The following is a 21,559-nucleotide window of genomic DNA, read 5'->3' on the forward strand; positions in this document are numbered from 1 at the left end:
TTGCGATTAAAAGCCTCGGGCGGGCGAGGAGGCAGAATCCGTTCCTAGTGTGCGACGGTAGCATTCCACATAACACTACTGGCCTCGTGCGCTGAAATCGCCTCGCCGAGACGCCGTTATCTGGGATGGCGGAGTACTTTCCGGTATGGCGACTGAAACGAGCACGACAGCAGTACAGACCGAAGACAACGCGTGGCAGTACGGCGTCGTCGCCGGTGTCATCGCGGCCATCGTGATGGGCGCGTTGATGGTGATGCAGATGCGGCCGGTCATCGAAGTCGCGATCCCCTCGATGTACTTCCTGGCGGGTGGTGCCGCGGGCTTCACCATCCACGTCGCCCACGGGGCCGTGTTGGGCGTGGTCTTCGCCGCGTTCGCGACCACCCGGCCTGACTTGACGACCGCGAAAGCCATCGCGTACGGCGTCGGCTACGGCGTCGTTCTCTGGGCCGTTCTCGCGGTCATCGTGATGCCGGTCTGGCTCTCGGCCGTCGGTTCGCCGGCGAACCCGCCGCTACCGAACGTGAGCGTCACGAGTCTCGTCGGACACGTGGTCTACGGGGCGGTACTGGGCGTCTCCTACTCTGCGTTCCGGCGTCAGTAGCCCCGAGGAGAGTCGTCCGGAACCGCCACAGATAGAGCGGGGGTTCCCGATCAGCGCCGACACGATACTCTTCCGTCGCGAACACCACAATGGTAAGATGAGTAATATAAATGCCAAAAGTAGTTATGAATTTTCAGACACGAAAACGCCCGAAATTCAGGAGGTGAGAAAACGCAGAGACAGAGTTGATATCTGTATATCACTATTTAGTAGGAAATATTAATACAAAATGGGGAGAGTCACCAAGTGCCAATGTGCGCAAACAACGTCGACGAGTTAGTCCGAGAGTCGGACAACATCGTCGAAATGCTGCGGGGGAACGCCACGGCGTTCACCCTCGGCGAACACTTTCCGGCGATTCCCAACGAGATAACGAACTGGATCGAAGAACAGCGAGCGATCATCGAATCGGTCGCGCTCGGCGATCTGTCTCACCATATGACGGAGATCCACGCCGAGGGGCCGGACGCCTTTCAGTTCTTCAAAGACTTCTCGGTCAACAGCTTCGAGAACTTCGAGGTCGGCGACGGGAAGCACATCGTCCTCTGCAACGCTCGCGGACACCTCATCGGTGACGGGCCGCTGCTTCGGCTGGGCGAAGAGGAGTTCTGGGGCGTCCCGTGGGGCGCGGAGAACTGGCTCGAGTACCAACTCGATGTCGGCGACTACGACGTGACGGCATCGTTCGATCCGCCCACGGCGAAGAAAGACGGCGGCGACCCCGAGAGCTTCATCATTCAGGTACAGGGACCGGACGCGTACGCGACCCTCTCGAAACTAACCGACGCGGACATCAAAGACATCGGTTTCTACAAGTTCAGAGAGATCACGTTAGCGGGAAAGCGGGTCCGAGCGTTCGGTCACGGGATGTCCACGCAGCCGGGATTCGAGTTCCACGGGCCGTTCGAGCACGCTGATGAAATAAAAAGCGCGATCCTCGAGGCGGGCGAGGAGTTCGGAATCAGACACCTCGGGTCGAAGGCTTATAATTCACAGTCGGTTCGACTCGGCTGGATCGGCGCGGGTCCGCCACCGGTGTACGACGGCGAGGAGATGGCGGACTTCAGACAGTGGCTGGGGACGGACCGCCGCGAGGCCTCGTTCTCGATCGAGGGGAGTTACGACTCCGACGACATCACGGATTACTACATGACGCCGGTGGAGTACGGCTTCGGCGGTCTCGTCGACTTCGATCACGACTACGTCGGGAGGGAAGCACTCAGAGAGCAGCTCGACAACCAACAGCGAGAGTTCGTCTCCCTGCTTTGGGACGACGACGATATGGTCGACGTGTACGCGTCGCTGTACGGTGACGGCACCCCGAATAAGTACTTCGAGCTTCCGCGTTCCCGCTGGGGGAACTCGGCGTTCGACAGCGTGACGAGAGACGGCGAACTCGTCGGCATCTCCCGTCGACGCTCGTACGAACCGGACATTCGCGGCGTCGCGTCGCTCGCCGTCGTCGATCTGGAACACAGCGAGCCCGGGACCGAAGTCACTGTCCACTGGGGCGAGGGACGCGGTTCGGTCAATCCCCGAATCGAGGACCACGAGCCCACGGAGGTCTCGGCGACAGTCGCTCCGGTACCGTACACGGAGGACCTCCGCAAGGCGTGACACCGCGAGCGTGACAGAGAGACGTATCGCCCCCCGCAGAACGGTTACAGTTCGACCCGTAGTTCGTCGCCGTCGACGACGACGGGGAACGTCCGCATCCGCTTTTCGGTCGTCTGGTGCTGTCCCGTCTCGAGGTCGAACTTCCAGCCGTGCCACGGACAGGCGGCGACGCGTGCCTCACAGTCGATATCGCCCGGCCCCTCCGTCAGGCAGTCCTCCTCGCCGATCCGCTCCTCGTCAATCCGGTGGAGCGCCGCGCTCCGATGGATGCAGCGGTTCTGCATCGCGTAGAACTCGCCATCGCAGTTGAAGACGGCGATCTCCAGCCCGTCGACTTCGACACCCATCACGCCCCCGTCCGGCACCTCGTCGACGGATCCCACGGTGTGTTTTGTCATCGTGTCTCCTCCAGCCTCACAGCCGGTAGACCTCTTCTGCCGTCTCGTGGAGGATGCGTTCGCGCATCTCGTCGTCGATATGCGGGTGCTCGAAGATCCACGTCGGCGGATCGTTCGTGCTGTGCGGCCAATCCGTCGCAAACATCAGCGTGTTATGGGCGTGCTCCATCTCCAAGAGCCACTTGTAGTGCTTCGGGTTATCGGGGAGACAGACGGGTTGCGTGGAGAATTTGATGTTCTCCCAGAGGTACTCGCTGGGGAGCTTATCGAGGTACTCCTTGCCCTGGTCGTACATCCGCTCTGCCAACTGAACGTCTTCGGGAGTGTGCTGGTAGAACTCGTCCATTCGATACGCGACGAACGGAAGCCAGTGAACGCCTCCCTCCTGATAGACGACGTTCAGGTCGGGGTACTTATCGAACACGCCAGTGACGATCATATTCACGGTGTTCATGATCGCGTGCGTCGCGGGATCGAACCCGATGGCCTCGATCCACGTCCGGATCGCCTCCCCCTCGGGCGTCGCTCTGTCGGCGTAGGACGCGACGTCCAAGTGAAGCGAGAGCGGGAGATCCAACTCGGTCAGTTTGTCGTACAGCTGATCGTACTCGGGGTTCCCGAGTCGCCAGAACTTCCCGAACCACCCGTAGGCGCCCGCGAAGTCGGGCTCGCTCCCGACGCGGTCGAGTTCCGCCGCGGCCGCCTCGGGGTCCCAAAGCGGGAGAAGCAGCTGCGCCCGGACGTTGTCGTGTACCGGCGTGACGTTCTCCAGCACGTAATCGTTGTACGCGCGACAGACCTCCTCTTTCATTCTGGGGTAGGCGACCTGCGGGAGGCTCTGGAACCCCGGGGTGACGATCGGGACGTCCGTCCCCATCGACTCCATCATCGCTAAGATGTCGTCTCCGTCTTTCGCCGTCCCGTGGCTGTCGACGCCGATCCCGCCGGCGTCGTTCGCCCACGTGGGAAGCCAGTCGATGGCCTCGAACTGGTATTTCCCCCACGGGCGATCGAGTTTGTCGACGATCCGATCGTCCATGTACGGGAACAGATCGTCGAGCATTTTGATCGAAAGGTGGACGTCGATGTCGACGATGAACGCCTCTCTGGCGGCGTCCGGGATCTCCGGTCGGTCCGAAGGTTGGAATTTCTTCACGGACATAGATTATTAATATCGGAGTCACAGTATAAATCAGTAGGGTCGGTAACAAAGGCCATAGAGCGGTCACACGTTGAACGTTTGACTCGATAGCGGGGGTACCGTCGACGTCGTCGAGGGCCATACGTGATCGGCAGTTGAACGCTTGAACGGAGATCTATACACATCAACTATTTACAATCGGTGCGGGTACCGACTCGGTGATGGCGCGCTCCTCAGACGCCACCGGCGTTTCCTATCGAACGCTACTGACGGACTCTGCCCTCCTCGTGGTATTCCTCTCGAGTGGCGTCGCGGCGCTCGGGTTTAACGCGGCGCCCGTCGCACTCCCCGATATCGGGCGCGAGTTCGCGCTCACCGAATCGGAGATCGGACTCGTGATGAGTATGTTCTTTTTCACGCAGACGCTCTCGGTTCCGTTGGTCGGCATCGGTGCGGATCTCTACGGACGGCGGACGATCCTGATTCCGTCGCTTCTCCTGTTCGGCGTCTCGGGAATCGCGATGCTCTGGGTGATGAGCTATCCCGCACTATTGGGTTTGCGGGCCGTACAGGGCGCGGCGTTCGCGGGCGTGTTGCCGCTGTCGGCAACGCTCGCCGGGGACCTGTACACCGGTGCTGAGGGGTCGACCGCACAGGGGATCCGCTCGGGCATCAACGGACTCGCCAGCGCCATCGCACCGATCGTCGCGGGCGTTCTCGTTATCGTGACGTGGCAACTGCCGTTCGTGTTGTTCGCGCTGGCGCTTCCCGTCGCGCTACTCGTGTACTGGTACTATCCAGAGCCGCTGAGGGACGACGCCGGCCGCGGAGACGGAACCATCGTCGCAGCGCTCGGCGCGTACGTCCGAACGATCGCCGCCGCCGCCGATCGACGTCTCGCCATCTTCATCGCCGGCGGGTTCACGCTGTTTTTCCTGAAGGCGAGCTTCACCACATTCCTCCCCGTGTTCGTGGTCTCGGAGCTGGGATCGGTCGCCACGGTCGCCGGAACGGTACTGGGCGTATACGGGGGGATCCGCGTGCTCGTCTCGCCGGTGTCGGGGTCTGTGCTCCTCAGGTTGGGTCGGCGGAACACGATTCTCCTCGGCGTCGCACTCGCCGCCGTTGGAACGGCGATCCTCCCGTTTTCCCCGGACGTCTGGACCCTAGTGGTCGCCACCGTATTCTACGCGCTCGGAGAGGCGGTACTGAACCCGGTCATCAACGACGCTGTCGCGGCGTTCGCTGACGAGGATCAGCGGGCGGGGATCATGAGCGGCCTGCAGTTCTTCAAGAGCGGAGCACTGACGCTCGCCCCGTTGACGATGGGGTTTCTGATCGGCGTCGTGAGCTTCGAGGGCGCGTTTGTCGCCGCTGCACTCGCTGCGATCGTCTACGGGGCGATAGTGGCCGTGAAGTTCACCTCGGAACCGGACGGGGACGGGTGAGTTCTCGCCAGAAGGCGGCAATATGAATTTTCAAAGACATATACGCCACCGATCCCCGGCCCTTGGAGGTGGCGAAAACACCGGGTATTTGATGAATAATAATACAAGTTTAAGTAAGCTGGACTCTTTCGCTGTAGTATGCCAGACGGTGACAAAGGCCAATGGTCAGTAGCGAACCGACGTCGGTTTCTCAAAACAGCCGGAAGCGCGGCGATCGTCGGCTCAGTCGCGGGCTGTCTCGGCGGAGGCGGCGGGGACGACGGATCAGACAGCGGCGATAGCGGCGGCGACAGTGACAGCGGAGACAGCGGCGGTGACGGCGGCGGCAGCGACGGCGACTCCACCGAAGAGCCGGGGTCGGATTACCCGTCCGGCGATATCGACTTCATCGTGCCGTACTCCACCGGAGGGGGGTTCGACGCGTACGCGCGGCTGATGGCACCGTATCTGGAGGAGGAGTTAGGGACAACAGTGAACGTCCGGAACGTCACTGGTGGTGGCGGCGTGGTCGGCGCCACGGAGCTGTCGAACGCCGACCCCGACGGCCACACGCTGGGCATCTGGGCGCCGAAGGAAGCGGCGTACAAGCAGATCGGACTCGACGTGGATTTCGACGTGCGTGACTGGACGAAGATCGGGTACGTCACGCAGGACCCGAACGAGCTCGTCCTGATGGAGTCGGCCGGCATCGACACGTGGGAGCAGTTCGTCAGTTCCGTATCGGATCTGAACTTCGTCACGCAGGGGCGGGGCTCTTCGGCCCACATGCTGACGATTCTGCTCGGGGGGATGACCGGCGCCTTCGACGTGGAGGCGCCGAACTTCGTCCACTACGAGGGGACGGGGGCGGCGCTCGCGGGCCTCGAGTCGGGGGAGGGAGACGCCTTCACCGTCGGAACCGCGTCCTCCGCGGCGAAAGTGGTGAACGCCCTCGAAGCGGAGATGTTCGTGCTGTTCGAGTCTCCGGACCACTCGGTCAACGAATACCTCGAAGACCAGGGTATCGAGGTGATGCATCACTCCACTGAACTCGACATCGACAACGTCGTCGAGTACAACGAGCTCACGGTCTTCCGGCGGTTCATTGCGGCACCGCCGGGCGTTCCGGACGACGTCCACCAACAGCTCGTCGGGGCCTTCGAGACGATCACCTCGAACGAGGAGTTCATTCAGGAGGCGCGAGAGGCGGCGCGACCGATCATCGACCCCGAGGCCGGCGAAGAGCGGGTCACCGAAGCGATCGACTCGACGTTCGAGACGCTCTCGGAGGAGCCGTACGCGAGCCTGATCCAAGACGCCTTCAGCAGCTAACGTCGCGTTCCCTTTTTTGGCCGGTACGGACCGAAGACGGATCGAGCCAGCAGCCAAGCGGTTCCGGGTCGCGAACGACCGCCCGCTCAAGCGGACTGCCGGCGCCGGTACAGCGGAATCGCGAGGACGACGACGATCCCGAGGATCAACAGAATCGAGAGCGGACGGTTGTAGAGGATCGAGGGGTCGCCGCGGGAGATCTGGAACGCGCGGTGGAAGTTCTGTTCGGCGAGCGGTCCGAGGACGAGCGCGACGATCAGTGCGACGCGAGAGAGTCCGAACTTGACCATGAAGAAGCCGACAACGCCGAACCCGGCGGTCAGTAACACGTCGGTGAACTGACCGCGGATGACGAACGACCCGATGAGCCCGACGATGATGACGATGGGAACGAGCGTCGTCACGTTGATCTGTGTCACCTTGATCAGATACTTCGACGACGCGAGACCGACGAGCGACGTCAGGACGTTCGAGATAATCAGCGCGAAGACGATGATGAACACGATCTGCAGGTTCTCTCGGAACAGCAGCGGACCGGGACTGACGCCGTTGATGACGAAGGCGCCGATGAGGACCGCAGTCGATGCCGACCCGGGGATCCCCAGCCCCAGCGTCGGGACCATCGATCCGCCGTCTTTCGCGTCGTTCGCCGCTTCGCTCGCGATGACGCCGTTGATGTTGCCTTTCCCGAAGGAGTCCGGGTCGGGATCGGTCTGCTTGGCCTGTAGGTACGCCAAGAAGTTCGCAACGGTGCCGCCAGCGCCGGGAACAGTGCCGATAATCCACCCCAGTGAGGAACTGCGCAGAAACACCTTCCAGTTTTTGAACACGGCCTTGACGCCGACGAGGACGCCTTCGATGTCCGGCTCCTCCTGTGAGATCGTCGACCGCTCCCCCATCAGCTTGATCATCTCTGCGATCGCGAACACGCCGATAATCAGCGGAACGAGCGGAACTCCCGAGAGGAGGTAATCGAAGTCCCACGTGAACCGAGCACTCCCGGTCACCGGATTGAGGCCGTGAAACGCCAGTATCAGGCCGAAGCCGCCGGCGATCAGGTCCGAGATGACCGATCCGCGAGTCACGACCGCGATCGTCGCTAACCCGAGAAGCGCCAGCCAGAAGATATCGACGGAGTGGAAGGCAACCGATAGCTGTCGAATGAACGGGATCGTCGCGATGAGGAGCACGACACCCAGTATCGCTCCGAGCGCCGACGCGGTCGCACTCGCGCCGATAGCTTCGCCGGCGCGTCCCTGTCGAGTCAACGGATAGCCGTCGAACACAGTGGCCGCGTTCGGCGCGTCTCCGGGCGTGTTCAGGAGGATCGCCGTGATCGAACCGCCGAAGGCCGTTCCACCGAGGTTGGCCGCGAGAATCATCAGCGCTACGTTCGCCGGCAGCGGATAGGTGATCGGGATGAGCAGCGCGAGCGCGACCGGTCCACCCAAACCGGGGAACATCCCGGCGATGAGGCCGAGGAGCGTCGCTAACAGGATATAGAGAAGGTTCCGCGGCGTGAATATGGTGTCGATAGCGATTCGGATAGCCTCCATCGGCTCTCCTGTCTGCTGGAGCGGGACAGCGAAATCGACCGCGGCGAGGAGTTCATTCATCGGCTACGTCTCACCGGAGGTTGTGCGCGGGCTGCTCGAAGATCCCGTTCAACGCCCGGTACAGTGCGGCTCCGAGAGCCGGAGGGAACGTTCGCGGTTGGGGGTCCCCTCATAACAGGGCCCCCAGAACGCCGATCGGATACGCCCCCTCGTAGATGTTCGCGCCGAGCAATCGGATGAAAAACAGATACACGAAGACGAAGGTGCCCGCGGCGATGAGAACCGCTCGAACGAGGTCGCGCTCGTACAGCAACACGAAAGAAAACAGGAACACGAACAGCGCGAACAGGAACCCGAACGCCCAGAGGAGGGCCGAGAGCGCAGTGATCCACAGAATCATCGCGAACTCGCGGCGGTAGCGAACGGCGGGTGAGACGTCGACACCAGTCACCGATTCGACTTGGGTATCGAGCTCGATAGCGTTGAACGAGCCGAGTCGGATCCTGTCACTGGCGGCCATCATCACGAGCTTCAGGACGATCAATCCGAGAAACGGGATGCCGACGATAAGCGGAAACAGCCGGGCGTCACTGCTGTACGTCGTCGCTTCAACGACAACAGCGAGCGTGTACAGCCCCAAGACGCCGAAGAAGATGCCCGACCAGAGGCGGCCGTCTATCGATGAGAGCCGCTCGAAGATCGGATCTCCGAACTCCGATGTTATCGCCATAGTTGTGGGTCATAGTTCGTGAATATAAACTTAACCCCCGCAACCCTATGTAACGAATCAGTCATTTAAACGATTCAGCGACGAAGAGGTCGCTAGCTGAAGTTGAAATAGTTCGCTTTTCGAGGCCGAAACGGCATTATCAGACCCGATACCGCAGTTATTCGGATCAACCGTTTTCCACGGTCTGGTTTTTATACACTGGTCAAATCTCCGAAACGTCTGTCGGGTTTGTACGGAGCGGGAGCGACTGTCGCGTCGATCTCTTTTTGTGGTCCGTCCGGTTCCCCCCACACGACCGTGACCGCTGTCCCGGGTTCCGCGTGGGCGACGTCTATGGTACACAGAGAGAGCATCTCCCGGAAGTAGTAGCTGTACCCGCGGAACGTCGAGACGCCGACGGTTTCCGCATCGACGAGAACCCTGTCCGACTCCATCTTCCACTGCTGCTTGTTCGGCATATCCATGAACTTGTACGGCTCGCCGTCCCGGAAGAGCGACGCGTACACGTCGACGACGTCGGCATCGTCCCACACGAGCGTGACCAGCGTCCGGCGGGGGTTTTCGACTTCCGCTTCGAGCGCCTCCCGACCGAGGAAGTCGTGGTCGAAAGCGATCCGGTTCTCCCAGCCGAGTTCGACCGGGCTTCGGAACCACGCGCTGATGTCGTCGGCATCGAAGCTCCCCTCGATCGGATAGGTGAGAATGTCCCTCGAAACGCGGTCCATGTCCTCGAGGAGCCACCGCTGATACGCCGCCATCTCGGGGGCGACGATAGCCGGGATGAACACTCTCCCACGGGGCGGGAAACACGCTTCCAGATGGTTTATCGAGGCCGTCCGCCCCCCCAGACGGCGGAGTCCGTACTCCGATCCGGCGTCGACGATGTGGTCCCAGATCTCGTCAGCGTACTCCTGTGGACCCTGCAGCTCGAAGCCGAGTTCGCCGGCCATTCCCATCCGGAAGGCAGTGACCTCGCGGCCCGAGATATCGATCGGGCCGAAGTGAATGAACTCGATGTCCCGAAGCGACCCGTCGGCGACGGCCTCGAGGACCTGCAACGAGTTCGGACCCTGCACCTGGAATTTGAACAGGTCGAGCTCGCGGCAGGTCGCGTCGTAGTCTCCCCGCTGCAGATTGAACTCAGTCCAGTAACTCGGCGTGCTGTGAAGGATGAACGTCTCCTCGCCCGTCCGCCTGACGACGCCCTCGGCGAGGACCTTTCCGTCCTCGTTGCACTGGACGATGTGTTTGCCCTGACCGACCGCGAAATTCTCAAAGGAGTTAACCGAGAGGTCAGCCAGCAGATCGATCGCTTCCGGGCCCGAGACCTCGAGGTCAGAGATGAACGACCAATCGCCGATATAACAGGTCTCCTTCCACGCGATCTGCTCGTCGATCCAGTTCGTGAACTCGCGCTGACGCCACCCCGGGTGGATATACCCCGGTTCCGCTCGCATCCGCTCGACGTAGCTTTCACCGCCTGTGCCAATGGGAGACTCACTCATAGTTTAGTATCCCTACTGTGGCGGTAGGATAAATAAATGCATTGGCGGAGTAGTCACTTCGCTGGCGTGTTACGCCCGCTAACGGGTCGTATCGATCGTCGGATTATAATAGCGTTTGCAAGTCTCTACACACTCGACCGCACGACGTCGTGCGGTCGGCTGTGCAATCAGTTGCAAACGCTACTATAACTGTCAGCCACCTATTCATTCCCGGTACGCTTTTTTCCCCTCGCGGGATCCTACCGCTATGTCGGATCAGCTGAGAGAACGGTTAGTCACGGCAAATCGCATCCTCGCGAACGAGGGCATCATCCGTGGATTCGGTCACGTGAGCGTCCGAAACCCCGAAACGGATACGATCTACCTGTCGCGATCTCGGAGTCCGGCGTTCGTGACCGAAGACGACATCCTCGAACTCACTCTCGACGGCGACATCCTCGACGAGGGGGACCATTCTACCTACTTGGAGAACGTGATCCACCGCGCCATCTACCGGGCGCGCCCCGACGTCAACGCCGTCGTCCACCACCACGCCGAGTCGGTGATTCCGTTCGCGATCTCCGACGTAGAGATGCGTCCCGTGACGCACAAGGGGATGCTCTTCGCCGACGGCGTTCCGAAGTTCGACGAGTACGACGAGGCGCACGGGTACCTCATCGCCACCGAGGCGGAGGGCGAGCGGATGGCCGCGACCCTCGGCGATCACCGCGCCCAACTGCTCGTCGGTCACGGCGCCAACACGGTGGGCGGGTCGCTCAAGGAGGCGATCTGCGTGACGTACAACTTCGTTCTCAACGCCCGAAACCAACTGGACGGCGAGAGCCTCGGCGAGGTGACGTTCACCCCCGAGAGCGAATCGATGGTTCGGACCACCGCCGAGAAGGAGCTCTCGGAGGGCGTGGTGGACAGACTGTGGGAATACCTGACCAAGCAGCTTCCGGACCGATCCGAGTGACATCCTCCCCGCCGTAAACGGCGAGGCTTCCCACAAGCCGAGGCTTGCTGGGTTGGGAGATTTACGGTTTCACATCCCGAGGGAATGCTGGCAGTGCCACGCTACCGTTACCCCTATCCACCGCCGAGAAGACGGGGATTCAGGGTTATCTTGTGCTTCCTGCCCCCTGTTCGTCTGATGAAAGGGGGATGCCTTCCATAACGAAAGGGCGAATCCCGATATTGTCTCATTACGATAGGGCGGCGTGGCCGCCTCGGTTAGCATTCAGTACGCCGTAGAACCACTTGAAACTACGTGCGGGCGCTGTATCCCCGCGCTGAAGCGAGGTTTTAGCGCCCTATCCCGCCAGATAACAGGACGGACTGTGATCTAGCGGAGCGTCTGCCACTGCGTTCGCAGCCGATCGCACGCTGTCGGTTCTCTGCGAAACACCCGGTGAGTGCGAACTCGCGAGTGAAGACTCCCAAACGAGACGGTAGCGGACGTCAAACGTGACTCACGGGAACGAAGCCGAAACCCACCGAAATCCGCCACCCGTGGGCCGAACGAACCGCGGCGACGTCGTGAACCGGAGGAGACTGTCGCCAGCGGATAAATCAGACCTTGAACTCCGAGTACGTGTTCGGCGCAAACAGGTCGTCTACCTCGAGTTTCTCCTGTGTCAACCCCTGCGTATGAGAGTATCTCGTCAACGTCTCCAAGAACTCTCGGTTCTCCTCGACGCCATACGGCCAGTAGTCCCACCCCATCAGGTCGCGCGTCTCCTCGAGTTCGTTGATCGACCACGGGAGGCCGACTTGGAGTTCGTTCATCTTCCCGATCCGTTCGAGGAAGTTCTGTTTCGAACGCTCGAAGGCCTTATACAGCTCCTTCGCGATCCACGGGTGCTCGTCGTACACGTCCTGACGAAGGACCACGGTGTGCATAATCGGGAAGAAACCGGTCTCTCGGTAGTACTCCTTCTCGACGCGTTTAAAATCGGGGAACAGCCGCTCGACGGGTCCATCGTGGAAGGAGGACGGGGCCCGCGCGGTGACGAGCGCGTCGAGGTCGCCGGACTCGAGCATTCCGCTTAGTGTTTGGTCATCCGAGATACTGTGGAGTTCGATTTTTTCAGGGAGGTCGATGGAGAGTTTCTCTTCGCGTCCGCCTTCCTCCTCGCCGCCGTGATACCAGATCATATCCTCCGGGCTGACCCCATACTGGTCTTCGAGCATTCCACGTGTTACCACGGACGCCGTCATCTGATACTCGGGAACGCCGACGTTCTTTCCGGCGAGGTCTTCCGGTTCTTCGATCCCCGACTCCGGGTTGATAAACACACAGGAGTGACGGAAAAAGCGCGAGGGGAACGCAGGGATCGCGATGAGTTCAGGCCAGCCCTGATCTCTCGCCATCATATACGAGGACATCGACATCTCGGCCGCTTGGAACTCTTGGTGCTTGAGCATCCGCCAGAACGTCTCTTCGACCTCGAACGGCAAGAAGTTCAGATCGATTCCGGCGGGTTCCACCGTGCCATTCGCTAAATCTCGTGTTCGATCGTTGAGATCACATGCGAGTGTGATTTCTTGTTTTGACACAGTCTACCGATGGCAAAAGCGGTATTTATAATATTCCCTCACACCGCTGACGCGTCGGCGTGCCACCGGCTGTGCGATCAGTCCCACGCGGCCCTATCGGTCGCTTGGGAGGCGCTGTCGAAAGTAGTTCCAGACGCGATCTACGACCAGATCAGAGAGCATCACGTCTTCGACCGTCGAGCGGGCCATCTCCTCGTCGTCGGCCTCGAACGTTATCTCGCCGAGCCCCATCGCCGAGAGCTGATACTGCGCGTTCGTGACAAAGTACGAGGTCGTCACCAGCGCCTCCTTGAGACTCGTCCCGACGTTGTTCGCCCCGTGACCGACGAGCAGTTGGGCGCGGTGGTCGCCGAGGGTCGCGGCCATCCGCTCGCCCTCCGCCTCGGTGACGACAAGCCATCCGTAATCGGGGTCGTACTCGTCGAACTTGGGAACGCCGTCGTGAAACAGCATTCCGAGGTGGTATGCGGGTTGGATATCGACGTCAGTCGCTGCGAAGGGGATGACCGGGGCGGCGTGGTGGTGGACGACGGCGTTGACGTCGGGGCGCGCCCGGTAGATGGCGCGGTGAATCACGTTCTCCACGTACGGACTGCGGTCGTCGTCGAGGACGTCGCCGTCGAGGGTGAGTTCGAGGATGTCGTCTTCGGTCACGAACGCCGGACTCCGCGACCGAGAGATCAAGACGGTGTTCGTTTCGGGGTTTCGGACGCTCACGTGACCGAGCCCTTGGATGATGCCCTCGTTCGCGACGATCCGGTTCGCCGTGACCAACTGTTCAGTCAGAGACTGGGACATACGGGTGTGTTCGATCAGCGGGATATAATAATATCGGGGGCTCAAGCGGTGACGGATCCGAAAATCGGAAGTCTAGTATCGAGGGCCGTTGTGTCCGGTCTCTGTGACCGGTGGCAGGAACAGTATCCGCGGTACATACACAGTATCTGACACAAACTCATCGGCTGAATTGTACACCGTGAGACACTCTCTCCCATAGACTTAAGATAACGTATATTCACCATAGACCTATGAGTCAGCGAAGTCTCGCGGACGTCTTGGGAGCGCCCGAAGACGTCATTTCGACGTTCAGACGGACGGACATATCCCGAGGCGGGAGCCATATGTCAGCTTATCAGGAAGAATACACGAACTGGATCGAAGAGCAGCGCGCGTGGAGAGAAAGTTGCATTCTGATGGACCAGTCGTATCACCTCGCCAACTACTACATCGAAGGGCCGGACGCCGTCGAGCTAAACGCCGACCTCGGGATCAATCGGTTCGACGATCTGGAACCCGACGACGCTCCGCGAGCGAAACAGCATCCGGTCTGTAGCCCCGAGGGGTACATTATCGGAGACCCCATCCTCTTTTACCTCGGCGAGGAGGAGGTCGTCGTCACCGGGAACCGCGGGCACGCACAAAAGTGGATCCACTACAACCTCGAGAACGGAGACTACGACGCGTCGCTGACAGACGTGTACGATCCGTACGGAGACACCCCGCCGATCGATTTCCGATTCGAGATCCAAGGCCCGCACGCGCGGTCGATCCTCGAGGAGGTGATCGACGGGCCGTTCCCGGAGCTTTCGTTCTTCGGGATGGACGAGATCTCCATCGAAGGGGTTGACCTCTATATGCTCGGACACGGGATGGCGAGCGTTCCGGGGTACGAGATCTTCGGGCCGTACGAACACCACGAGGAGTTCAAGAACCTGATCCTCGGGGCCGGCGAGGAGTACGGGATCCGCGAACTGGGGTCGAAAGCCTACAAGACTGCGACACTCACGACGGGATGGCTGCCGCCGGGGCTTCCGGCGATTTACGACTCCGAGGAGATGCAGGGGTATCGAGAGTGGCTGGACGCCGACTGCATCGAAGCGAACTGGTCGCTCGGCGGAAGCTTCACCTCGGAGGACATCACCGACTTCTATCTCGACCCGGTCGAACTCGGGTACGACCGCTTCATCGACATGGAGCACGACTTCGTCGGCAAAGACGCGATCGCCGCCAAGATGGACGACCCCGAACGAACCAAAGTCACGTTCGTCTGGAACCCCGACGACATCGCCGACGTCTACGCCTCTCTCTTCCGGGAGGGCGCATCACACAAGTTCATCAAGATGCCGGACATCTACCAGCAGTGGGACCTCGGCCACTTCGACGAGATCAGGAGAGACGGGAGCGTAGTGGGGGTCTCGATATTCTCAGGGTACGACTACAACCAGCGGGAGATGCTCTCGTTGGGGGTCGTCGACCGCGAGTACGGCGAACCGGGCACGGAGGTCACGCTCGTGTGGGGCGAGGAGGGCTCAGAGAAACCGAGCGTCGAGCGCCACGAAGCGGCGGAGATTCGAGCCACGGTGGCCCCCGCGCCGTACGTGACGGACCGAGAGGACCTCTAGTCGCCGATCAGGAGACCGATCCGAAGGCGGTGAGGAGCGTGATCCCACAGACGATCGTGATCGTTCCCAGCACGACCCGGTGAGAGAACAGCTCCTCTTCGCGGAACACGAAAAACGAGATGGCGATGACGAAAAGCGGGGCCAGGTTCATAAGCGGAGAGACGACGACAACGAGGCCGACCTCGAAGGCGAGATACAGCATCGGGATGGCGACGCTGCTGGCCAGCCCGGACATCGAAAACGAGAGCCACTGCCGTCTGTTCAGATCGATCTCGAGTCCGGATCCGAGCACGTATCCGGCCGCGAGGAGCCACGAGGTGGTGATCGTCACCGCGGAGGCGATCAGCGGCGACTGAACGAGGTCGATTCCGACTTTCCGAAGGAGGTGCGAAAGGCCGTAGACGAGGGCGGCGATGACGGGGAAGACCAAGTGGCGCCGATCGAACGACGTCGACCCATCGCCCCGCTCGGAGCCGACGTACGCCCCACCAGCGATGACGAGGACGCCGCCGACGAGCCCGACTGCCGACAGTTGCTCTCCGAGAAACACGATCGCCCCGGCGACGGAGACAAGCGGGTTCGAGTAGACGATCGGCGCGTTCACGTTCACGCCGAGGCGGTCGATCCCGGCGTAGTTGAACAAGCGGCCGAGCCCCGGCGCCATAAGCCCCGCGAGGATGAAGTATCGCCACCGCCAGAGGTCCACGCGGAAGTCCGTGAACGCGAACACGACGATCCAGAGCGCAACGAGGTTCACCGAGAGGCTGACGAACATCGCGGCGACCGGACTCGCGTCTCGAATCCCCGCGCGTATGAAGATCGCCGAGAGCGCGTAAAAAAAGACGGAGGTGGTACCGAAGATCACTGAGAGGAGAACGACGGGATCCATATGGTGGTAGTGGAACAGTCACCGACGACTCGCTTAAGCATGTCTTTTGGTCCCGTCCACAATCAGACAGTTACCCATCCTCGATCGCTCGACGGCGTGCGGTCGGATCCACCCGTCGCAAACGCTACTATAATAACGCTCACCTCCGTCGCCCCGCTATGGGTTGGGGGCCGACGCGTCTGTGCGTCCTCGTCGGGCTGCTCGTGGTGGCGCTGGGGCTCGTCGTGAGCCCCGCGAGTGCCGCAGACGAGATTCGAACGGGGAGTGAAATCGATACCGGGAGCGAAATCGGCGCCGACGGGAACGCCACGGCGACGGCCGCGTTATCGGAGCCGGCGGCGGCGAGCGTCTCCGAGGCGACCGCCGCGACGAACGTGGAACTCACCCAGCGGCTCCGGCTCGTGCCCGAGCAGAAGGGGATCTACGAGATCGGCCACCGGTACCGGCTCCCGGATCGGCTCCGGCGGCTGGAGGTGACGCTGCCGGAGGGGGCGACGGTCGTCTCCACCTCGGGGTTCGACAGGAGCGATGGTCGGACCTACGAGTGGGACGGCTCGACCGAGGAGCCGCGGATCGACTACCGGCTGTCGGCGAACCGGACGGTCGATCAGACCGGTCCGATCGGGACGTCCGGGCGGCTGACGTTCGTCGACGTCGGCGAGTGGGCGCTCGTCGTCCCGCCCGGGGGCGCACACAGCTGGAGCTGGGTGTCGGGCGGCGCAGACGTCGGCTTCGAACGCTCGATGAATGCCGCCGAGGGGGCGACCGGAAACGACATCGCGTACCTCGGCGCATACGAGGAGTACACGCACACGGCCCACGGGCAGCGGTTCCGACTGATCGTTCCGGCGTCGGCGTCGCTCGAAGTCCCGCCGGAGGAGCTGTTCGCGTCGCTGTCGGACGCGTCCGACCGGCTCCACGTCGGCGACCGCGACGAGACGGTGTTCGTCGTCGCCGCGCCCACGCTCGACGGCGTCGACTGGGGCGTCCGCGGCCTCCACACGGGCGGGTCGGACATGTGGGTCCGCGACTTCGAGCGCCTCGACGAGGCGGACAACGTCTGGCTCCACGAGTACGTCCACACGCGGCAGGGGTACACCACAGCGGCGGACAGCCGATGGTTCACCGAGGGGGGCGCCGTCTACTACTCGGCGTTGCTGGCGTTCGAACAGGACCGAATCTCCTATGAGACGTTCCGCGAGCGGCTGCGACGCGGCGAGCGCGACGACGACTCGATACTCGCACGACCCGACACGTGGGAGCGGAACGCGAACTACCACATCGGCGCGCTCGTCGCCGGCGACCTCGACCGCCAGACCCGGCTGGGGAGCGACGGCGAGCGGTCCCTACAGGACGTGTTCCGACGGATGAACGCGAAAGACGGGACCGTTAACGCCGCGGACGTTCGGTCCTTCCTCCGCGACGCCGGCGGGCGCGATGTCGCCGCGGCCGGCGACCGCTACACGACGACGACGGACAGGCCGTCGGCGTGGGATCTCGAGGCCCACCGCGAGGCGTTCGGCGACGCCTCGGTCCCGGCACAGATCACCTACACACACCCGACAGACGGTGACGCGCTCCGGGTCAGCGGCGCGTACCGAAACCGCTCGCTCGATTCCGTGGAGGCGGTCACGCTCGTTCCGGGAGAACGGCTCGCGGTCGACGTCGTCGCCACCAACGTCGGCGGGACTGACGGCGATTACGAGGCGACGCTCCGTGTCGACGACGAACCGCGGGCGACCGAATCCGGACGCCTCGCCGTCGACGAGTCGACGCGGCTGACCTTCGAACACACGTTCGACCGGCCGGGCGCGTACACTGTCTCGGTCGGCGACGCGACCGTCCGCGTCGCGGTTCGCGAGCCCGCGACGGCGCGCGTGGACGGTCTCGCGGTGAACCGGAGCGAACTGTCTGCCGGCGGCGGGGTCGAGGTCGAAGCGCGCGTGAGCAACGACGCCGATTACCCCGGCGAAGTGACCCTGTCGTTCACCAGAAACGGAACGGCGTTCGAGACGCGGCGGGTGCGCCTCGACGCCGACGCCGAGGCGACAGTCACCGTCGAGACGCGCCTCCGAGCGCCCGGGACCTACGTGTTCGGCGTCGCGGACGCCTCCGCAGAGACCGCGGTCGTGACCGTTGAGGAGGCGGCGGGGACGACCGCCGGATCCACGCCGGGGTTCGGGGTGATCACTGCGGTCCTGGCGGTAGCGATCAGCACGGGCGCAGTTCGGTGGCGCGGGGCGCGCTGACAAACAGCAGCCGACAGCGGACGCCTCCGCCGAAGTACCGAGCGTTCAATAGCGGTATGTAGGGATCTTAGCACCGCTTTTATCGGGGAGATCGGTATTCGCGGACGATGCCGTTATCATTCGCAGCCGAGGTCGCCGCCCAACACCGGCGGGTCGATCTGTCCGAGTGGGAGGACGTGTACGTTATCGGCGACGTTCACGGATGCGACGCGACGCTCGAACGTCTCATCGAAGCGGTCGGTGTCACAGACGACGATCTCCTGTTATTCGTCGGCGACTTGGTCCGAAAGGGACCTGCCAGTGCTGCCGTCATCGAGCGCGTTCGGGGCGCTGATAATATGCTGGCCGTCCGGGGAAACAACGAGGAGAAGCTACTCAGAGGGGAGAAATCCCTTCCGGGGCTCGATCGATCGGCCCTAACTTGGCTTCGGTCGCTTCCAGTAGCGATCAGTTGGGACGGCGGTCTGGTAGTCCACGGCGGCGTCGATCCGAGTCAGCCGCTCTCAGAGCACACCGTCGACGACTTCCAGACGATGCGTTCGCCGGCCTCCGGCGACGGGTACGACGGCCCGTTCTGGTACGAGGCGTACGAGGCCCCGCCACGCGTGTTTTTCGGCCACACGGTGCTCGAGAACCCGATCGTAACCGAATCGGCCGTCGGGTTGGACACCGGCTGCGTCTACGGCGGCTCGCTGACGGCGTATCGGCTCGGCGATGGGGCCGTCCACAGCGTGCCCGCCCGTCGGGAGGGTGTCGACCGGCCGGCCGCAAAAGTCGTTTCGACGACGGTCGGGTGCGATGCCGGACGGTAACTCACAAGTGGCGTCCGAAGCGCCCGTAGCGGACGAGGGGAACGCCGACCGCTCGGAGCACGCCGATAGCGTGGGGCCGTCGGCGTCCGCGGACGCGACCGAACCGGTGACACTGGGGCCGACAGAGTGGGCGACAGATGCCCCAGCGCGCACGCCGCCGATCGCCGAAGAGCCCCCCGACGGCGGGTTCGATGACGAACGGTGGTACCTCAACCGCGAGCTCTCGGAGTTGAGTTTTCAGTGGCGGGTGCTGTACGAAGCGCTCGACGAACGGCAGCCGCCGCTGGAGCGACTTCGGTTTCTGTCCATCCTCTCTCGAAACCTCGATGAGTTCTTTATGAAACGGATCGGTGGACTGAAACAGCAGATCGATGCCGGCGTCACGGCGTCGACCGTCGACGGTCGAACGCCGGAGTCACAGTGGAGCGAAGCCCTCGAAATGGCATCGGACTTGGTCGCCGCCCAGTCTCGCTGTTATCAGGACGCGGTCCGCCGTGAACTCGACGCGGCTGGAATCGAACTCGTCGACGCCGCCGCGCTGTCGGATTCGGAGCTCGACACCCTTCGGTCGTACTTCGAGTCATCGGTGTTGCCGACGTTGACTCCGCTGACGTTCGATCCGGCCCACCCGTTCCCGTTCATCTCCAATCTCTCGCTGTCCTTGGCGGTGCTCACCCGAGAGGAGGGCGGTGAAGAGCGGTTCTCCCGGATCAAAATACCCGCGAACCTCCCGCGGGTGATCCCCCTCTCGAACGTCGGGACGGCCATCGACGAACTCGAAGGCGATCCGGTCGGCCGGTACGTTCCGATCGAGGAGGTCATCGAGGCGAACCTCGATCTCGTGTTTCCGAACGTCGAGATCACCCACTGTGCGACGTTCCGGGTGACTCGAAACGCCGAGGTGCGCCGGAACGAGGACGTCGCCGAAGGACTGATCGAGCAGATCGAAGACGTACTCCGCCAGCGTCGCTTTGCGACGATCGTTCGACTCGAGATCGAAGCCGACGCCGACGAGAGCGTCCGGGAGTTGCTGACGGCGCAGTTGGACATCACCGATGCGGAGGTGTTCGAGGTCCCGTCTCCGATCGCCTTGGGCGACTTCGACGCCCTGTGCGAACTCGACGCACCGTCGCTCGAACTGGAGCCGTGGACGCCGAGACAGCACCCGCGCTTCGCGGAAATCGATACGTCGAACCCTGCGAAGCTGTTTGACGCGATCCGAGACCGACCGGTGCTCGTTCACCACCCGTATCACACGTTCGATGGCACCGTCCAGTCGTTTCTGGACGCGGCGGCCCACGACTCGGACACGCTGGCGATCAAGGTGGCGATCTACCGGACCGCACCGGACTCGCGGGTGCTTCAGAGCCTCATCGACGCGGCCAAGAACGGGAAGCAGGTCGCCGTGCTCGTCGAGCTGAAGGCCCGCTTCGACGAGGAGAACAACCTCCGGTGGGTCAAGCGACTCGAGGAGGAGGGGATCCACGTCGCCTACGGATCGATCGGGCTGAAAATCCACAGCAAGGTCGCGCTGGCGGTGAGACAGGAAGCCGACGACGTCCGGATCTACTCGCACGTCTCGACGGGAAACTACCACTCGGAGACGGCCAAAGGGTACGTCGACCTCGGGCTGTTCACGGCCGATGCCGACATCGGCCAAGACATCGTCCGGCTCTTCAACTCGTTCACCGGTCACTCCCGACAGCAGACGTACCGCAAACTGCTGGTCGCGCCGGAGACGCTTCGCGACCGGCTCTGTGAACTCATCGAGCGGGAGATCAGCCACGCGGAGTCGGGCGGCGAAGGTCGCATACTCGCGAAGATGAACGCGTTGGAAGATCCAGACGTTGTTCGAAAGCTGTACGAAGCCGGCGAGGCGGGCGTCGAAATCGATCTGTTCGTCCGCGATATCTGCCGACTCCGACCGGGCGTCGACGGTGTCAGCGACACGATCCGCGTTCACAGTCTCGTCGGCCGGTTCCTCGAGCACTCGCGAATCGTCAAGTTCGGAAACGGGGGCGACCCGGCGTACTTCGTCGGATCCGCCGACTGGATGACGCGGAATCTGGACCGCCGCATCGAGGCTGTCGCACCGGTCGAAGACGCGGACCTGCAGTCCGAACTCGACGAGATATTCGAGACGCTGCTCGCTGACAACCGGCGGCGGTGGGTGATGCGTGCGGACGGCAGCTACGTCCAACGCCGTCCCGGTGACGATCCCGTTCGGGACACGCAAGAAGTACTGATGAAGCGAGCGCGAGAGCGCGATCCGGGCGAATCGCGGCGCCCCGATCGAGAGCCGCACAGGGAGCCGAACATCGATCTGGACGAGGTGTACACTGACGAGAACGATCGGTGA

The 21,559-nt window shown here is 62.4% G+C and carries 17 protein-coding genes; 9 read left to right on the top strand and 8 right to left on the bottom strand.

Going from position 1 to position 21,559, the window contains the following annotated elements:
- The first annotated feature begins 145 nt into the window (after window positions 1-145).
- Together ACT3HL_RS11525 and ACT3HL_RS11530 are read left to right on the top strand one after the other, a co-directional pair.
- Entirely contained in the window at window positions 146-604 is a 459-nt protein-coding gene (locus ACT3HL_RS11525; RefSeq protein WP_445086979.1) for a DUF6789 family protein, read from the top strand.
- A gap of 252 nt (window positions 605-856) precedes the next feature.
- Window positions 857-2,221 (top strand): aminomethyl transferase family protein, encoded by a 1,365-nt coding sequence (locus ACT3HL_RS11530; RefSeq protein WP_445086980.1) that lies wholly within the window; start codon window positions 857-859, stop codon window positions 2,219-2,221.
- 44 nt (window positions 2,222-2,265) lie between these two features.
- Here the strand turns inward: ACT3HL_RS11530 and ACT3HL_RS11535 are convergent, their stop codons facing one another.
- Both ACT3HL_RS11535 and ACT3HL_RS11540 read right to left on the bottom strand, forming a co-directional pair.
- On the bottom strand, window positions 2,266-2,619 hold the full coding sequence (locus tag ACT3HL_RS11535) for a Rieske 2Fe-2S domain-containing protein (RefSeq protein ID WP_445086981.1): 354 nt from the start codon (window positions 2,617-2,619) through the stop codon (window positions 2,266-2,268).
- Window positions 2,620-2,635: 16 nt separating this feature from the next.
- Window positions 2,636-3,781 (bottom strand): amidohydrolase family protein, encoded by a 1,146-nt coding sequence (locus ACT3HL_RS11540; protein ID WP_445086982.1) that lies wholly within the window; start codon window positions 3,779-3,781, stop codon window positions 2,636-2,638.
- A 200-nt stretch (window positions 3,782-3,981) separates the two neighbouring features.
- On the opposite strand from ACT3HL_RS11540, the gene ACT3HL_RS11545 reads away from it, so the two are divergent.
- On the top strand, window positions 3,982-5,208 hold the full coding sequence (locus ACT3HL_RS11545; RefSeq protein ID WP_445086983.1) for an MFS transporter: 1,227 nt from the start codon (window positions 3,982-3,984) through the stop codon (window positions 5,206-5,208).
- Window positions 5,209-5,346: 138 nt separating this feature from the next.
- Window positions 5,347-6,519, top strand: coding sequence for a tripartite tricarboxylate transporter substrate-binding protein (locus tag ACT3HL_RS11550; RefSeq protein ID WP_445086984.1), 1,173 nt, complete (start codon window positions 5,347-5,349; stop codon window positions 6,517-6,519).
- 86 nt (window positions 6,520-6,605) lie between these two features.
- On the opposite strand, the gene ACT3HL_RS11555 is transcribed toward ACT3HL_RS11550, so the two are convergent.
- The 3 genes from ACT3HL_RS11555 to ACT3HL_RS11565 form a co-directional block, all read right to left on the bottom strand.
- Window positions 6,606-8,135 (bottom strand): tripartite tricarboxylate transporter permease, encoded by a 1,530-nt coding sequence (locus tag ACT3HL_RS11555; protein WP_445086985.1) that lies wholly within the window; start codon window positions 8,133-8,135, stop codon window positions 6,606-6,608.
- A gap of 109 nt (window positions 8,136-8,244) precedes the next feature.
- Complete coding sequence (locus ACT3HL_RS11560; protein ID WP_445086986.1) at window positions 8,245-8,805, bottom strand: tripartite tricarboxylate transporter TctB family protein; 561 nt, start codon at window positions 8,803-8,805, stop codon at window positions 8,245-8,247.
- A 191-nt stretch (window positions 8,806-8,996) separates the two neighbouring features.
- Window positions 8,997-10,310: an aminomethyl transferase family protein gene (locus tag ACT3HL_RS11565; RefSeq protein WP_445086987.1), complete on the bottom strand. Its 1,314-nt coding sequence runs from the start codon at window positions 10,308-10,310 to the stop codon at window positions 8,997-8,999.
- 247 nt (window positions 10,311-10,557) lie between these two features.
- Here ACT3HL_RS11565 and ACT3HL_RS11570 point away from each other — a divergent pair, with 247 nt between their 5' ends.
- Window positions 10,558-11,265 carry a class II aldolase/adducin family protein gene (locus ACT3HL_RS11570; RefSeq protein WP_445086988.1) on the top strand — a complete coding sequence of 236 codons (708 nt, stop codon included), beginning with the start codon at window positions 10,558-10,560 and terminating at the stop codon, window positions 11,263-11,265.
- 596 nt (window positions 11,266-11,861) lie between these two features.
- Here ACT3HL_RS11570 and ACT3HL_RS11575 read toward each other — a convergent pair.
- Both ACT3HL_RS11575 and ACT3HL_RS11580 read right to left on the bottom strand, forming a co-directional pair.
- Window positions 11,862-12,779, bottom strand: coding sequence for a PhnD/SsuA/transferrin family substrate-binding protein (locus tag ACT3HL_RS11575; RefSeq protein ID WP_445086989.1), 918 nt, complete (start codon window positions 12,777-12,779; stop codon window positions 11,862-11,864).
- 162 nt (window positions 12,780-12,941) lie between these two features.
- Window positions 12,942-13,646, bottom strand: coding sequence for a class II aldolase/adducin family protein (locus ACT3HL_RS11580; protein ID WP_445086990.1), 705 nt, complete (start codon window positions 13,644-13,646; stop codon window positions 12,942-12,944).
- Between the two features lie 323 nt (window positions 13,647-13,969).
- On the opposite strand from ACT3HL_RS11580, the gene ACT3HL_RS11585 reads away from it, so the two are divergent.
- Window positions 13,970-15,250, top strand: a complete 1,281-nt coding sequence (locus ACT3HL_RS11585; protein ID WP_445086991.1) for an aminomethyl transferase family protein — start codon at window positions 13,970-13,972, stop codon at window positions 15,248-15,250.
- 7 nt (window positions 15,251-15,257) lie between these two features.
- Here the strand turns inward: ACT3HL_RS11585 and ACT3HL_RS11590 are convergent, their stop codons facing one another.
- Window positions 15,258-16,139, bottom strand: a complete 882-nt coding sequence (locus tag ACT3HL_RS11590; RefSeq protein ID WP_445086992.1) for an EamA family transporter — start codon at window positions 16,137-16,139, stop codon at window positions 15,258-15,260.
- A 158-nt stretch (window positions 16,140-16,297) separates the two neighbouring features.
- Between ACT3HL_RS11590 and ACT3HL_RS11595 the strand changes: the two genes are divergently transcribed.
- From ACT3HL_RS11595 to ppk1, 3 genes are all read left to right on the top strand, one after another.
- Window positions 16,298-18,388, top strand: coding sequence for a hypothetical protein (locus ACT3HL_RS11595; protein WP_445086993.1), 2,091 nt, complete (start codon window positions 16,298-16,300; stop codon window positions 18,386-18,388).
- A gap of 107 nt (window positions 18,389-18,495) precedes the next feature.
- Window positions 18,496-19,200 (top strand): metallophosphoesterase, encoded by a 705-nt coding sequence (locus tag ACT3HL_RS11600; RefSeq protein ID WP_445086994.1) that lies wholly within the window; start codon window positions 18,496-18,498, stop codon window positions 19,198-19,200.
- Window positions 19,187-21,559, top strand: a complete 2,373-nt coding sequence (gene ppk1 / locus ACT3HL_RS11605; protein ID WP_445086995.1) for a polyphosphate kinase 1 — start codon at window positions 19,187-19,189, stop codon at window positions 21,557-21,559. Before ACT3HL_RS11600 ends, ppk1 begins: the two co-directional genes overlap by 14 nt.

The sequence above is a fragment of the Halobellus sp. GM3 genome, from assembly GCF_052545375.1.

Bases quoted from the DNA above. Each gene is read 5' to 3' on its own strand.
- ACT3HL_RS11525 (WP_445086979.1), top strand. From the start codon at position 146: ATGGCGACTGAAACGAGCACGACAGCAGTACAGACCGAAGACAACGCG.
- ACT3HL_RS11530 (WP_445086980.1), top strand. From the start codon at position 857: ATGTGCGCAAACAACGTCGACGAGTTAGTCCGAGAGTCGGACAACATC.
- ACT3HL_RS11535 (WP_445086981.1), bottom strand. From the start codon at position 2,619: ATGACAAAACACACCGTGGGATCCGTCGACGAGGTGCCGGACGGGGGC.
- ACT3HL_RS11540 (WP_445086982.1), bottom strand. From the start codon at position 3,781: ATGTCCGTGAAGAAATTCCAACCTTCGGACCGACCGGAGATCCCGGAC.
- ACT3HL_RS11545 (WP_445086983.1), top strand. From the start codon at position 3,982: ATGGCGCGCTCCTCAGACGCCACCGGCGTTTCCTATCGAACGCTACTG.
- ACT3HL_RS11550 (WP_445086984.1), top strand. From the start codon at position 5,347: ATGCCAGACGGTGACAAAGGCCAATGGTCAGTAGCGAACCGACGTCGG.
- ACT3HL_RS11555 (WP_445086985.1), bottom strand. From the start codon at position 8,135: ATGAATGAACTCCTCGCCGCGGTCGATTTCGCTGTCCCGCTCCAGCAG.
- ACT3HL_RS11560 (WP_445086986.1), bottom strand. From the start codon at position 8,805: ATGGCGATAACATCGGAGTTCGGAGATCCGATCTTCGAGCGGCTCTCA.
- ACT3HL_RS11565 (WP_445086987.1), bottom strand. From the start codon at position 10,310: ATGAGTGAGTCTCCCATTGGCACAGGCGGTGAAAGCTACGTCGAGCGG.
- ACT3HL_RS11570 (WP_445086988.1), top strand. From the start codon at position 10,558: ATGTCGGATCAGCTGAGAGAACGGTTAGTCACGGCAAATCGCATCCTC.
- ACT3HL_RS11580 (WP_445086990.1), bottom strand. From the start codon at position 13,646: ATGTCCCAGTCTCTGACTGAACAGTTGGTCACGGCGAACCGGATCGTC.
- ACT3HL_RS11585 (WP_445086991.1), top strand. From the start codon at position 13,970: ATGTCAGCTTATCAGGAAGAATACACGAACTGGATCGAAGAGCAGCGC.
- ACT3HL_RS11590 (WP_445086992.1), bottom strand. From the start codon at position 16,139: ATGGATCCCGTCGTTCTCCTCTCAGTGATCTTCGGTACCACCTCCGTC.
- ACT3HL_RS11595 (WP_445086993.1), top strand. From the start codon at position 16,298: ATGGGTTGGGGGCCGACGCGTCTGTGCGTCCTCGTCGGGCTGCTCGTG.
- ACT3HL_RS11600 (WP_445086994.1), top strand. From the start codon at position 18,496: ATGCCGTTATCATTCGCAGCCGAGGTCGCCGCCCAACACCGGCGGGTC.
- ppk1 (WP_445086995.1), top strand. From the start codon at position 19,187: ATGCCGGACGGTAACTCACAAGTGGCGTCCGAAGCGCCCGTAGCGGAC.